This window comes from Citrobacter sp. W9, assembly GCF_026719375.1.
Taxonomy (GTDB): Bacteria; Pseudomonadota; Gammaproteobacteria; order Enterobacterales; family Enterobacteriaceae; genus Citrobacter; species Citrobacter werkmanii.
This window is the reverse complement of record NZ_JAPPTE010000008.1, coordinates 133225-147200: the sequence shown is the minus strand read 5'-3', so window position 1 is coordinate 147200 and position 13976 is coordinate 133225. Positions and strand designations below refer to the sequence as shown.

Annotated in this window: 12 protein-coding genes; 6 read left to right on the top strand and 6 right to left on the bottom strand. The window is 54.8% G+C overall.

The annotated features are described in order from the left end of the window. Positions 1 to 13: 13 nt before the first annotated feature. Positions 14 to 526 carry a type VI secretion system contractile sheath small subunit gene (gene tssB / locus OOJ59_RS13900; protein ID WP_038636686.1) on the bottom strand — a complete coding sequence of 171 codons (513 nt, stop codon included), beginning with the start codon at positions 524 to 526 and terminating at the stop codon, positions 14 to 16. A 372-nt stretch (positions 527 to 898) separates the two neighbouring features. Here tssB and OOJ59_RS13895 point away from each other — a divergent pair, with 372 nt between their 5' ends. From OOJ59_RS13895 to OOJ59_RS13870, 6 genes are read left to right on the top strand one after another with little or no spacing between them, the layout of a single operon-like run. Then, positions 899 to 1357 (top strand): hypothetical protein, encoded by a 459-nt coding sequence (locus tag OOJ59_RS13895; protein ID WP_038636684.1) that lies wholly within the window; start codon positions 899 to 901, stop codon positions 1355 to 1357. A gap of 14 nt (positions 1358 to 1371) precedes the next feature. Continuing rightward, on the top strand, positions 1372 to 2709 hold the full coding sequence (gene tssK / locus OOJ59_RS13890) for a type VI secretion system baseplate subunit TssK (RefSeq protein ID WP_038636681.1): 1338 nt from the start codon (positions 1372 to 1374) through the stop codon (positions 2707 to 2709). Continuing rightward, on the top strand, positions 2690 to 3439 hold the full coding sequence (locus tag OOJ59_RS13885) for a DotU family type IV/VI secretion system protein (RefSeq protein WP_160955496.1): 750 nt from the start codon (positions 2690 to 2692) through the stop codon (positions 3437 to 3439). The genes tssK and OOJ59_RS13885 overlap by 20 nt, the downstream gene beginning before the upstream one ends. After that, a complete protein-coding gene (locus tag OOJ59_RS13880; RefSeq protein ID WP_202416033.1) occupies positions 3439 to 6978 on the top strand; it encodes a type VI secretion system protein in 3540 nt (1179 codons plus the stop codon). The genes OOJ59_RS13885 and OOJ59_RS13880 overlap by 1 nt, the downstream gene beginning before the upstream one ends. After that, positions 6975 to 7898 (top strand): type VI secretion system protein TssA, encoded by a 924-nt coding sequence (locus OOJ59_RS13875; RefSeq protein ID WP_226809247.1) that lies wholly within the window; start codon positions 6975 to 6977, stop codon positions 7896 to 7898. Before OOJ59_RS13880 ends, OOJ59_RS13875 begins: the two co-directional genes overlap by 4 nt. Beyond that, positions 7895 to 8287: a DUF4280 domain-containing protein gene (locus tag OOJ59_RS13870; protein ID WP_069324757.1), complete on the top strand. Its 393-nt coding sequence runs from the start codon at positions 7895 to 7897 to the stop codon at positions 8285 to 8287. Before OOJ59_RS13875 ends, OOJ59_RS13870 begins: the two co-directional genes overlap by 4 nt. A 68-nt stretch (positions 8288 to 8355) precedes the next feature. Here OOJ59_RS13870 and OOJ59_RS13865 read toward each other — a convergent pair whose 3' ends face one another. The 5 genes from OOJ59_RS13865 to OOJ59_RS13845 are packed head-to-tail and all read right to left on the bottom strand — an operon-like array spanning position 8356 to position 13966. Beyond that, on the bottom strand, positions 8356 to 10269 hold the full coding sequence (locus tag OOJ59_RS13865) for a BglG family transcription antiterminator (RefSeq protein ID WP_160955494.1): 1914 nt from the start codon (positions 10267 to 10269) through the stop codon (positions 8356 to 8358). A gap of 21 nt (positions 10270 to 10290) precedes the next feature. Further along, on the bottom strand, positions 10291 to 11031 hold the full coding sequence (gene dagF, locus OOJ59_RS13860; protein ID WP_137346751.1) for a 2-dehydro-3-deoxy-phosphogluconate aldolase: 741 nt from the start codon (positions 11029 to 11031) through the stop codon (positions 10291 to 10293). Further along, positions 11028 to 12146, bottom strand: coding sequence for a DgaE family pyridoxal phosphate-dependent ammonia lyase (locus tag OOJ59_RS13855; RefSeq protein ID WP_061382749.1), 1119 nt, complete (start codon positions 12144 to 12146; stop codon positions 11028 to 11030). Before OOJ59_RS13855 ends, dagF begins: the two co-directional genes overlap by 4 nt. Beyond that, positions 12130 to 13263, bottom strand: a complete 1134-nt coding sequence (locus OOJ59_RS13850; RefSeq protein WP_268063414.1) for an amidohydrolase/deacetylase family metallohydrolase — start codon at positions 13261 to 13263, stop codon at positions 12130 to 12132. The genes OOJ59_RS13855 and OOJ59_RS13850 overlap by 17 nt, the downstream gene beginning before the upstream one ends. A 58-nt stretch (positions 13264 to 13321) precedes the next feature. Beyond that, positions 13322 to 13966, bottom strand: coding sequence for a DUF4310 family protein (locus OOJ59_RS13845; protein WP_038636652.1), 645 nt, complete (start codon positions 13964 to 13966; stop codon positions 13322 to 13324). Positions 13967 to 13976: the final 10 nt, after the last annotated feature.

Below are 13976 nucleotides of genomic sequence, written 5' to 3'. Positions count from 1 at the left end.
TTCCCCTTTTTAGTTACGCGTTGTCAGTCGGTTTTTCTTCAGCAATGGGTCTTAACGCCTGAAGCTCAGCGTTGTCATTGACTACCTGCTGCAACAACGTATCCAGATCGTCGTTACCATCCAGTTTGGTTAGCAGGTCGCGTAAGCGTTGACGGGCAAGAAAAAGACGTTGGAGGGGTTTAACCTGATTAATGATATTGAGAGGAGAAAAGTCGTCGAATTCGTTGAAGTGGAGTTCTACGTTCAGTTTACTGCCATCATTAGCCAGACGATTTTCAACCTGTATCGCCAGACGAGGCGAGGCAGAAGAGAGTACATCGTCGAAATTATCACGATCGATTTCAACAAAACGGCGCTCACGTAATTTAGCCGGTGGAGATGCCGGATGCCCGGATAGATCCGCTAAAATACCAACAACCAAAGGAAGTTCTTTTTTCTCAATCGCGCCACCAGTTTCCACGTCATAGGTTATTTGCACGCGCGGCGGCCTAATACGGTTGAGTTTATGCTGAATGCTCTCTGCCATATTTAATCCTTTTTATTGCAATAGTATCCCTGGTGCTATTTTTGCCGCACCATTATTCGAAAATAGATTTTTCTGAATAACTACATGCAATATAAAAAACACAACAAAAAATAAATATCAACTTAATTTTTCAGTTTTTACACCAGGATTGCCGCTTTGATAAAAATCAAAAGCAATTAAATAACCCACTAAAATCAATAAGATACAAATAAATAATCACTGAAATGATATTTTCAACAAAACTAATTCACCATGTGAATAAATCAAGTAAAACGTTTTTTATTTTATAATCCGCGCTGAATAATGATTTAAATCAAAAAACAAACCTCAACCATTAATTACCGTTCTTATAACAATATAAAAGGACTTTATATGAAAAGCGGCATATGCCATTCGGCCATATTAATATTATTCAGTACCTTAACGTTACTGAATAGCGGCTGTTCATTGTGGCAAAACCGTGTGGCATTTAATGATGTAATTATTGAAACAGTTCCGGATGCCAATGATAACGCACCGGTAGCAGTAGATATTGTCGCTATTACCGATAGCGCGCTGTTACCCACCGTCCAGTCACTCTCCGCGACACAGTGGTTTAATGCCAAATCACAATTATTGCGTGATAACCCTGACGGATTTCGCGTCTGGTCTCTGGAACTGGTGCCAGGTTCACGTTTTGTTGCACAAGAAAATCCCCTGCAGGGCGTTACGACAGAAGCAACACTACTGTTTGCGCGTTATCGCAGTGAAGGCGATCACCGGCTCCGGCTGGATAAAGTCAGTTCACTGCATCTGCTACTGATGACGGATGAGGCAATTCTGGCGCCCTGAACAAGGAAGATACTATGAGCACGATTCCGGCAATGGTCTGCTGGTACGAAGGGATGGCGATGTTGCCGCAACATTTCCAGTTACAGGCGCTGCGCAATGAAATGCTTCCCGCCATGCTGGCGCGGTGCGCCAATCCCGGATTCTGGGGCGTTAACCACCTACATATCGACGAAGCCGCACTGTGTGCCGGTATGCTGCGTATCCTGCGTCTTGAGGCAATCATGCCCGACGGCACGCCGGTTGAGTACGATATCAGCCGCGACTCGCCGCTGGAGTTCGACTGCCAACATCTGCTCCCCGCCGCGCCGGACAGTGAACATATTCTCTGGCTGGCGCTGCCGCCGCTAAACCGCGCCGGACAGTGGCAGTTGATGAATGACCGCTATCGCTCAACGAACAGCGCCCCAATGCCGGATCTGAGCAGCGGAGAATTTCCTGAAAGTATTTCACTGTGGCAGCCCGCACCACGCCTGGTTTGTCAGCATGAACGCGCCGATTTAATCTGTCTGCCGCTACTTCAGATAGTGTATACCGAAGCAGGATTTCGTCAGAGCGACTGGTTTCCGCCCTCGCCCAGCGTCAGTGAAGAGAGCTATCTTTCCCGCAACACGCGACAACTCTGCTTACAGGCAAGAGAAAAAATTCTGTTTTTAAGCCGGGAAATGCAGTTGGCGCAACAGAGCCAACGCACCAATGACTGGCTGTGGCTAACGCTGTCGTTACAAAGTATTCAAGGGGCTTTACCGCTGCTGGAAAGCCTGATTAACGGTGGGCGTCCACACCCTGAGGATCTTTACCGCGCGCTGTGTTTATTTCTCGGGCAGACGGCAATTCTGACCCAGGATAAAACCCTGCCCTTGCTGCCGACCTTCGATTATCAAAACATGCAGCCGGCATTCGCCTCCCTTTTCACCATGTTGAAAAATCAATTGGCGCATATTCATCGCCGCTATCAACGGATCAACTTCAGCAAACTGGATAACATGTTTTCGCTTCAGCTCCCCGCGAATATCCATGCCGGAGAACAGGTGGTGATTGGTCTGCTGATGCCTGCTGGCAGCACCTCCAGAGCAGAAAGCTGGTTACAAAAGAGCCTTATCGCCAGCCAACCGTTTTTGGCCGTTTTGCGTCGTCAGCGAATGCATGGGATGACACTCACTCCACTGTCCGCCGAACAGCACGGCGACTGGGAAGTCGACAGCAGTATCGCCCTGTTCACGTTAACGCTTACCACCCAGTGGTTTGAAAAAGAGACGCCGCTGGTCATTGCTCCGCTGCATGAAACCGATGACATGCCGCAGCGGATCATGCTTTACCGTCAGGAGGATCGCCATGACGCCTACGAATCCTGATATGCCTGCCTGCCGTCTGTTTGATGACGTCTTCTCTCGCTGGCTGGCGCAGTTTGAACGCTGGAAAAGCACCACGCTGCCGCCTGATGAATTGCACACGGAGGCTTTTGAGTACGCCAGTCAGGCGGTGGCAGAGTATAACCGACGTCTAATCCGTGAATTGGGTACCCCCTTTCAGCAGCAGATTGATGACGCGGTTTACGCCCTGGTCGCGCTGATTGATGAATCTGTACTCTATGGCGACTGGCCAGCCCTCTCACTCTGGCAGAGTTGCCCGCTGGAGTACCATTTGTGGCAGACCCATAGCGCCGGCGATCTGATCCCTCATAAGATCACCGCGTTACTCAATGAGCGCAGCCCCGGACAACGCGATTTAGCCGCGCTTTATTTACGTTGCCTGACGCTGGGGTTCGGTTCCCGGCGTGACGATTTTGATCCACAGACCCACCAGGAAACCTGTCAACTGCTATGGCATTTTGCTTTCCAGCATGACGCCAGGTTCAGCGATATTGCCCAGCGAATGGAATCTGCAGCACTGGGAACGCCATTACAGCTTCCGGCGCACCGTCGCCTGCCTGACAACTCACGTCTGCACCTGATTGCCCTCATCATACTGCTCGCTCTGCTGCTGTTAAGCCAACGATTGTGGCTAAGTATTGAAGATGCTATCGGCGTGAATACGTTGCCTGATTTCCCGGTGACCCAGTCCTGCCAGGGAGATTCCAGGTGATGCAACACTGGCTGACTCTGCTGATTATTGTGCTGGTGCTGCTGGCGATTACCCTCTGGTGCGTCTGGTGGCAGTGGGAATACCGCAACGATACGTTCATCCGTGCGCAAAAAGAGATCCAGCGCGCCTGCGGCGGTCAGGATCCTTACGACAGTACGCGCATACTGATGCTGGGCGACGAAGAAGATAACCGTCTGCTTTGTCGCAGTTGGTCACTCACAGACGGCCAGGAGTATTGGTTCGGGCAATGGTGGTTTAACCCTCAGTGTAGTGTTTTGTGCCTGCCGCAAACGTTGCAAACTGCCGCGAAAAAACGGCTTATTCGCCAGAATGACTGGCAAAAAATGCTCGCGGCATTGGTGAAAAGTCGTCCGCAGCGTCCACTGGACGCACTGATTATCACCCTGTCGCTGGATGAGTTGCACGGCGATGAGGCCGCTCGCGCCAGCCTACTGAACAACTGCCAACAGCTACAGCAAGTATGTGGGTTGAGTTTACCGGTCTACCTGCTGATAAGCGGTGTAGAAGCACTGGAAGGGGCTTCGTCTTTGTTAGCCATGTTGCCGGAGGAGGCTCGTCGCAGCCCCATCGGCAGTGCCATCCCGGTCGCCAGAGAGGCCATCTGGAAGCCACAGTGGATAGACAGCGCGCTGGACAATACCCGAAGCTCACTGCGCATGCTCATCACGGAACTCGGCGCGCTGCGGGGAAATACGCCGGAAGATCTGTTTCGTCTGCCGGAAAACCTCCTGCCGCTAGCCGCCCCGCTGCATGATTATTTCGATTCTCTGTTTAACAGCAACGCCCGCGATGAACCTCCACTATTGCGTGGGATCTGGTTTGTCGCCCGTACGCTAACCCATGATAAACCACGGATGCAGTTTTGCCAGACGCTACTGAGCGGCAAAATTGCCGCCGAGCGTGGTCTGGCGCTCCCGGTCCGCCGCCTGCTGCGCCTGAATCTGCGCCGCCATTTCATTACCCTCGCCTGTTATAGCTGCCTTTGTGTTATCTGGCTGGCGGCAATGATCTGGAGCTGGCAATACCAACATACCAACGCCGTTTTACTACACGATCGTCTGCAAGTGCTGGCCACACAAACCCTGCGCGCCAATAACGCAGGCGAACGATCCACCGCACTGTACTGGCGAGTGCTTAACGGTATTCCGCAGTGGCAGTTTCGATCTGTTGTCTGGCCCGGTTCCTTGTTCAGCCATACCGACACAAAATTACGGGACACCTTTAATAACGCCACGTTAGCCAGCCTGTTATTACCTGCGACCAACAGCATCTGTCTGCAAAGTCAAAGTGAGAAGATGTCAGAGCAGGAGGAGCTACTGCCCGAGGAGCGTTACCGCCAGATTCAGCACCTGCTTAGCCAGGCAAAGCAAATGGAGTCGCGTTATTTACCATTACTGCAATTAATGCAGGTGAAGCAACCCACTATACAGACGCTGGCAAACGTCAGCGCCAGCATCTGGGGCGTGACCGTAGATACAGAATCGCTACCGTCGCAGGATCGTCTGAATGGGATGATTGCCACCCTCAACCTTTCACGCCTCAAGTTGCCTGACGCCAGCGAATTAACGCAGCGAAACAGCGAGTATTTTTCTCGCGAAACGATGCGCTGGCTGGAGCAGAATTATGGCAACACCAGTCTGGATAACAACGAAGAGCAGCTCGAACAGTTACTGACGTTATTCAGCAATGACTCACGGGTTACTCCGCTATTTGTGCGTTCCTTAATCCGTCAGGTCAGCCGTTTACAGGCCACGCTAACTACGATTAATAATCTTAGCCGCGATGTGACTCACTCACCTATTCGGCTGCCGTTGGATGAGCTCCTCATCCAGGCACGCACGCTCCGACTGATCGACAATGATGTGATTCAAGACGTTTTACGTCATGAAGCCTTATTGCGCCAACGCTTTCTGGCACAGGTCGATGGTTCCCGTCTGCATTTCTCCTCACTAACCGAGCAGTCGCCGGAAGGCGAGTTCAGCGTGTCACCGGATGTTGTCGCGCTGCAAAAAAGCCTGCGCGATCTGCTCAATCAACCGTTTTGGCAGCGTGGGGCGAGCCTACCAACCGACAGAACAGCAGGTTATCCCGGGAATCTACAACTCCAGCAGGCACTGGCGCTGTTTGGCGGATATGAGCGTTTTATACAACAACTTCCGGACAGTATCTGGCGTCCCAAACTCACTATGCTGGCCCGGCAAGCAGTTGAAAACGCCATGCTTCAGGCACTGTACACGGGGGCTGCCGAGTCACCTGACCATAGCAATCTCAGTACGGCTAGCACGGATCAACTCATTGACGCATTCAACCAGCTTAATCGTCCTCAGTTTGCCATCGCATTACGTCAGCAGGCCGCAGCCCAGGTGATTGCCCGCGTGCGCCAGGACGGCGGCGCGTTACTGCCGGCGATCGCCCCTCCCGCCGTGAATTACGCCACGGCAGAGCAGGCGCAGGTCAGCGGGCAGAAGATTGCCGGTTGGGCCAACGCGCAAGCCGCGCAAATCTCCGGCGCATTGACCCGCTATCAGCAGGATATCGACTGGCTCGACAAACAGCGTCCATGGCTTACCACGACGGAAAACCAGCTTATCGTCCGCTGGAGCAGTTCACTGGCCACAATGCAACGGCTGCAACAACAGGATCCTGGCAGCCCGCCGATGCAAATGACCACGCTTGCCGCCGCGCTGCCCACGCTTTCCGCTCAGAATTGTCAGAGCGAGCTGGCGCAGTTCACCACTTCCGGCGGTAACGATTTTTACAGCCAATCGCTGAACGCGCTGGTAAACGCATCGCAGCAAACATGCCAGCAGCTACGCCAGCAGGCGAGCATAGGCGCGGTGGGGCAAATCTTCACACTGTACAACGTCTGGCTGGCGGGGCATTTCCCCTTTACCGCCGCGCCACAGGCACCGGATGCCGATGTCGATCGGGTTCGCGAACTCACGACTTTACTCGCGCAGCTCCCTCCAGAAACGCTCTCTGCGCAGCCGCCATTGATTCAACAACTGGCGGCGGCGCAGCCATTACTTTCCTCGCTGGTCAGTCCGGAAGGGGTTACGTTACGCGTTATCTGGCGCACCTCTCGTCACCGCGAGGTCGGCGCTGACCAAATTGCCGACTGGCGGCTTACCGGCAATCAACAGGCAATAAGCTACCCCGGCGGCACGACGGATCTGCACTGGCGTATCGGAGACAGCCTGAACTTTAGTCTACGCTGGGCAACAAACTCCGCCTGGCGACCAATGCCAGGTCTGTCACAGACAGGTGTAACGGTAAGCGGTGATACTGGTCGCTGGCGCTGGCAGGGGGCATGGTCACTGCTGAGGATGATCAAACAACAGCGCGTCGGCGGCGCGCTGGCGCAACCGCTGCCATTACGCTTTTCGCTTCCTGTGGGAGATGGTCAGCAACAGTCACAAACCACCATCTTTTGGCAGATCGCGCTGTTGGATGCACAGGGCAAAGCGCCGCTACCGTGGGTACCGCTTACCGAACAGGGATTATCACAAGGAAAATGATGGAACATATTCAGGCATTACTGACGCCTATTCAGGCGGATAAACCGTGCGGAGACGCGATCCGCTATTCACCAGAGTTCGACCGACTGGTCGCCGCTCGCCAGCAGGATGACGAAACGCTGCCCACGGGCGTCTGGCAAAGCACGCCGCGACGCGCTGACTGGGACGCCGTCGCACAGATCGCCACGTCGCTGACAAAAACGCTCAGCAAGGATCTGGTGATTATGAGCTGGCTGGGTGAGGCATGGATTCGGTCACAAGGCTTAACGTCTTTGCCCGATGCGCTGGCATTGGCCACGCTGGCGCTGGAGCGTTATCCAGAGGAATTGCACCCAAAAATCAAAGAGGGCGACTATGATTATCGCGCCGCCCCACTTTGCTGGATGGCGCAGCATTACGCCGTTCTGGTCGCCGAAGCTCCGCTATTTATAGCGAATGGAGAGCATATCTCCTTATCACAGTGGCAGCAGGGAAAATTATCAGACGTTCCCCTACCCGGGGCGGAAGAGTCGATCGTTACGGCGCTAACAGCAAGTCTTGAATGGCTTACGCGGCTTAATACCGTATGTCAGGGCTGGCCCGCAGCATCCGCACCGTCTTTCAATCCGCTGGAACAAAAAATTAAAACCTGCCTGCAAGCATTGGGGGCTAACGTGCCAGCCCCCTCACAGCCTGTCGTACAAGAAGCGGCACCAGCGCCTGGTAATCCCGCCGCATTTGCCCACCGCGGGGAAGCGTATCGGATGATTAAAGAGGTCGCGGATTACCTGGCGCGTACTGAACCACACAGCCCGGTGCCTTATCTGCTCTATCGCGCCTTTGCCTGGGGGAATACGCCGCTACCTGAATTGCTCAATGAACTGATTAGCAGCGATGAGTCCGCTCGCCGACTGTGGAAACAATTGGGGGTACTGCCATGAGTTGTCCTGCCGTATGTACTGGCGCGATGCTGCAATGCTCGTTTGGCATTGCGCCAGCTACACTGAACGTGTTGCCCACCAGCCGAACCATCGTCAACAACATGCCGATGGCGAATATTATGGATAACAAACCGTTTGTAAACATTCTGCCATTCGGGATGTGCAACAGCATCGCTAACCCGACCGTTGCAGCCGCAACCGCGGCGGCGCTCGGCGTGCTAACGCCAATGCCGTGTATCCCCGCCACACCGGCCCCCTGGGCGCCGGGCTCACCCACGGTATTAGTGGGAAATATGCCCGCACTCACCGCCCAGTCAAAGCTGATCTGCATGTGGGGCGGCGTGATCCAGATTAGCTTCCCCGGCCAGGTAATGACCGTTGTGCCGTGATGTGATGCCCTTGAAATTAAGGGGGGAACGATTGCAGGAGACGACGCTGCAGGATAATCGCAGCGTCTTTAAAAGCGACTCACGCACTCCATGGCGACCGTTTTGAACTCGGTGAAATTCCGGCACGCGCAGAGTCGCGTCATGGCCCGCTCGCGCAGGAAAGTGACGAAAATATCATAAATCGCCATTGCTTCTTCATACTCGCTTTTACTGATAGCGAGCAGGAAGATCACGTGCGCCGTTTCATCGCCCCAGGCAATACCCTGCGGGGCGAGAATGGTGTAGACCACCGTTTTCTTTGCCAACAGACCGAGGGAGTGCGGCAGGGCGATGCCGTCACCCAGCATAGTGCTGACGATGGCCTCACGCTCGACAACCGAATCAAGAAACTCCGCATCGACAAAGCCTTCATCCTGCAGCTGACGGCATAGTGTATTGAACAACGTTTGTTGATCCATTGGGCCATCGATAACGCGGAAATGGGCGGCATCGAAAAATTTGTTCAGCATCCACGGACGGGTTCTGTCGACCAGCACCAGTTTGCCAATCTGCTCCAGTTGATAATCGGTAGGGAACGGCGCAATCATCACCACAGGCTTATCTTTTTCTCCGAGCCGCGCGGTCGAAATCACGAAGTCTTCGCTGATGCTTTCCCGCTGTTCGTAGTCGCGCAGCGTCACGGTATCGACGATTTCTATCTGCGGATACTTACGCGCCAACACCGCTTCAATCATCCGTGCCATCGCATTTCCGGCATCGCATACCAGCAGAACTTTCGGTTGCCTTTGATAACCAATGTTGTAACTACGTTCCAGCCCAACGCCGATATGCAGGACAAGGAAACCAATCTCATTTTCACTGATGGTGTACGGCGTATATTTGCCCCATCCCGAGACGGCGGCCAGCGTCATATCCCATGCCATCGGATAGTGTTGTTTAATATTTTCCAGTAGCGGATTGGGGATCATTATCTGGTAACGCACCCGGGTGATCATCGTTTTAATATGCGTCAGCAGGTCGGCATGTAACTGCTTGTCATTCAACAGGTTGTAGTTGTACTGGCTGTTGATAAACCGCAGGATGTAATTGACCAGCGCTTCATCATCATCCGCATTGATGGCACTGGGAGCGATCTCCTGAACCTGGCGAGCAGCAATATGCACCTGCAGCCAGTTCTCTTCAGAAATGGAGAGCGGTTTATCCGCCAACCGATGCAATACCGCCGCGATTTCCCGTGTGGCCAGGCATACAGATTGCTCGGCTTCTTCTGCGGCAAATTCCGGTAGCGGATACCCTTCGCTAATCCGCCGTACCGCCACCGCGCAGTACAAGCGCAAAAACAGCTCGCCCTCATCGGTCAGGCGGATATGAAAACGGGCGAAAATGTCCTGCAAAACGGGTTGCAGCCGCTCAGGAAGCCTGGCATTCAATGCTTCTTCCGTCACCAATGGGTGCTGCGGATCCTGCTGTGCCAGCATCCACAGCAGATCGGTCAAACAGGCGCGGATCGCCATCTCGCTGCCGAACAGCTTCATGCCGTGTCGCGGGCGCGTTTCCAGCGTCAGATGATAACGTTGCAGATGTTCGCGCACCTCTGCCATATCGTTTTGCAGCGTCGCGCGACTGATAAACCATTCATCAGCCAAATCTTCCAGCTTCAGCGAAAAGGCCGAAGTCAGAAAGCGAACCACCAGCCAGTGAACCCGTTCCAGGCTGGTGCGTGGGATACGCAGCAACGAGTCGGGCTGCTGCGTCTGCAGGGTATGAAAACTTGCCGGATCGTCAATTTTGAGCTGATAACCGTTACCCCGGCTGAGGACAAACTGCGCGCCATACTGGGAGAGCAGCGCGTTTAGCGCGGTGATGTCCGCCCGTACGGTGCGTGTGGAAACCGACAACCGCTGCGCCAGCTCGTCCTGTGGAAGCGCTTCGTTTTGCAACATGCCAAATAGCTGCGCTAAACGTTGGTTGGGGAATCGCACGTCAGTTTCCTCATCTGTCAATTAGCCTACGCAGGCCCGGGTCATCGCCATCAGTTGGCGTACGTCGTCCGGACGGGTGTTACCACTCACCTTATCAATAATCGAACTATAGATGTGAGGAATGATTTTGCTCACGCCGGCATCGAGGGCGATCTGCAGGATTTCACTGAAATTATCCAGATCGATCCCGCCCGTTGGCTCCAGCCAGAAGTCATGACGCGCGCAGGCCTGGGCGACCGCGATGTACTCGTCACGGCATTGCAGGCCACCCATTGGAAAGTATTTAATTGAGCTACCGCCCATATCTTTGAGCAGCGCAATGGCGGTTTCTACCGGCACAATGCCGTCCGGCGCTTTGCTGCTTAGCGGACCGGTGGATATCTTTACCAGTCCCGGCGTACCGGTTGGTGAAACCAGACCGTTGACCACCGTGTCCTGCTGGCCCAGCAGCGCACGACTGGTCGCTACGCCGGTAAAGACCTGATTAACATGCTGTGGCTGCACCTGACGGGAAATTTCACTGACCATCGCCGACTGGTTAGGATCGCCCGCCCCCAGCCCCACGGAGAGCGCATTGTCGATCAGCGCCGCGTATTCACGCATATCCGTTACCGCGCTTGCGACATCCGGGTAATTTTTTGACAGTACGCCAACCAGCACATGCCCTTCCGCCGCCGCGTAAATCTCCCGGGCGTTTTCTTTGGAGCCTGCCAGTACGTTCAGGCAGACGCGGTCGCGATAAAAATTAGGGATCAGTTTCATGCTTTTTTCTCCTGCGAAATCACTTCACCAATTCGACGGGCCACAATCTCCAGTTGCGCGCGATCAACGCTGCGTACATCGGCTTCGATAATGCCTTCGTTGGCTTTGTAACCGCGGAAGTAAATCGCGTACTCCCCTTGCTTCAGCGCGTCGACCAGCTCGCCCGTGGCGATCCCGGTTACCGCTTCGTCAAATTTAATTTCCGTGCGTGCGATATCGCGCCCTGCGCTGTCCCACACCACGCGGGCGCTTACGCCGTGAAGCTGATTCAAGTTATTAATAAACGGCGTCATTTTCTCGACCATTTCCGCACCGCTCTCTTTCTGCGCGTTGAGGTACAGTTCAATAGCGCAGGTCAGGCCAAGTATTCCCTCTTTACCCACCTTCATTGCCCGGCCAATACCCGCCGTTTGACGTTTTACCCACTCAACGTATTGAGTTTTACCGATCACCAGACCGCTGGTTGGCCCCTCAATCGCCTTCGCGCCGCTGTAGATAACGAGATCTGCGCCCACGCGGTAGTAGCACTGCAAATCTTCTTCCGCCGCCGCGTCCACAATCAGCGGTAGATTATGCGTGCGCGCCACCACCGCAGCCTGCTCCACGCTGAGCATACTTTTCTGTACGCAGTGGTGAGATTTGATATACAGAATGGCCGCGGTGCGCGGTGTGATGGCCGCTGCCAGTTGCGCCGCGGAACATTCATTGGCATAACCGGCTTCTACGACCTTGCCGCCGCCAAGCGCTACCATGGTGCCCACCGGCGCGCCAAAGTTGACGTTGTGGCCTCTGGGCAACACGATTTCGTTGTTGTCGATGGGCGTGACGTGCAGGTTCTCCAGCAACCAGTCGCTGTCTTTAACCAGCACAGCCGCGACCGACTGGGCGATCCCGGCCGAAGCGCAGGAGACAACGGTTGCCCCTTCCACTTCCAGCAATTTCGCGATGTAGTCACCGGTTTTATTCACCAGGTCTTTCATCTCAAAGTATTGGTTCATCCCCGCCATCGCGGCCTCAACCACTTCGGGTCGCGGCGTAGAGACACCGAGCGCCGTCATGCGGCCTGATGTGTTAATCACCTGTTTTAATTTGTATTTCTCAAAAATCGAAGGCATGTTCCGCGCTCCCTTGTTCGGTCATATAGCCCTTACCCGCACGTATTGCGGCAAGCGGCACCAGCAGTTGTTCAGCCTGCAGGCTGTCGTTTTCTGCATCTACCAGCACGGTTGGCTGGCGCTTAAGCGTAAAGAGGGTTAAATCGGCATCCAGACCGACCTGCAGTCGCCCCTTCTGTTTCAGGCGCAGACCATCGGCAGCATGGGCGGTAACGCATTCAATGACCTGCGGAAGCGACATGCCAATGGCGAGGAATTTCGACATTACATTCGCCAGGGAATGCACCGGGCCGCTGATACGGTTGCGACAGTAAATATCGGAGCTGATGGTGTGCGGCAAAATACCCAGGCCGATAGCGCGTTTTGCCACCGCAAAGCTCAGGCTGGCGGTGCCATGCCCAACATCCAGACGCACGCCGCGTGAAATCGCCCGCGTCACTGACGCCCGCAACTCACCTTGCGGCGTCAGAATGCGGTTCGGCTTACCGTTGTAGCAGTGGGTAATAATGTCGCCCGCGGTGAGGCGTTCGGCGATCTCATCCAGATCCGGCGGGTTGTTGCCGATGTGCACCATCAGCGGCAGGCCACCGTTCTGCGCCTGCATCGCTTTGGCGCGATCCAGCGACGTGATGCCGTTAACCCCTACCACGCTGCTGCTCATGCGCGCCTTCAGGCCGACGATAAAGTCCGGGTAACGTTTCACCGCCTGCCGCACCGCATCGGCGTCAATATTGGCCATGTCAGCCAGCTCGTTTTGGGCAATAAGCCCAACGCGTGAAACATTCAGCAGCGCATAAACCTCGGTGGCCGCGCCACGGGTCAGCGTGTAAAAATCGTCAATATCATCAGCGCCAGTACTCCCGGCATCCACCACGGTGGTTACGCCAGTGGCAATACCCACGCTGTCCGGTTCGTCGTGGTAAATCGGCGATTTCGGGTAGCAGTGAACGTGAGAATCAATCCAACCCGCGCTAACGTAACATTCGCCGCGCAGGTCAATGGTTTTCAGCGCCGGACCATCAACGTCACCCAACGCCGCGATTTTGCCATCCTGAAGGGCAATATTAGTCAGCGTGTCATCGACCAGACGCGCATGGCGCAGGAGTAAATCAAACATCGTTCTCTCCTTTGCCGGATGGCGGCGTAACCGCCTTATCCGGCCTACAAATCAACAGTTAGCTAATCGCAATCGGGAAGATGGAACCGAGGATCATCGCGCCGAGAATCGCCCCGCCGGTGATCGGTTTTTGCCAGATATAAAACAGCAGCGCACCCAGCAGCGAACCCACGCCAATCGGAATAGAGGCCGTCATCGCGCTGAGGATAATCAAGGGACCGAGGAAGCGGCCAGAAGCGTTACCGGCCCCCATCATCACGTCCGCTCCGTAGGTTGAGTCGCTCTGATTGATGGTGAACTTACGCGCCAGAATGATGATGTAGCCAATCGCCAGACCAATCACCAGGCCGGTGACCAGCGAGGCAGCGAAGTTGGCGACCGGGAAGATAATGCCCGCGCCCAGCAGCAGCGCCGGAACGCCTAACCCGACCCCGGTCTGGATCGCCCCGCCGATATCCAGAATCCCCACCAGCGAACCTTCAATGATGCGGGCAAACAGGAAGCTGGCGCCAAATGCCGCTACCGCCCCGTAGGAGCCAGTGTCCATTCCCGCTTTCAACATCGCCACGAACGCCACTTCGTTGAATGCGCCGATACCGTACAGGTAGTACATGTGCGTTCCGGCAAATACGCCGGATGAGAGCAGGCCAACGAAGATCGGGAACGACCAGTCGGCGAACCAAAAACCTTTATTCTGTTCCATGATGGCCTCC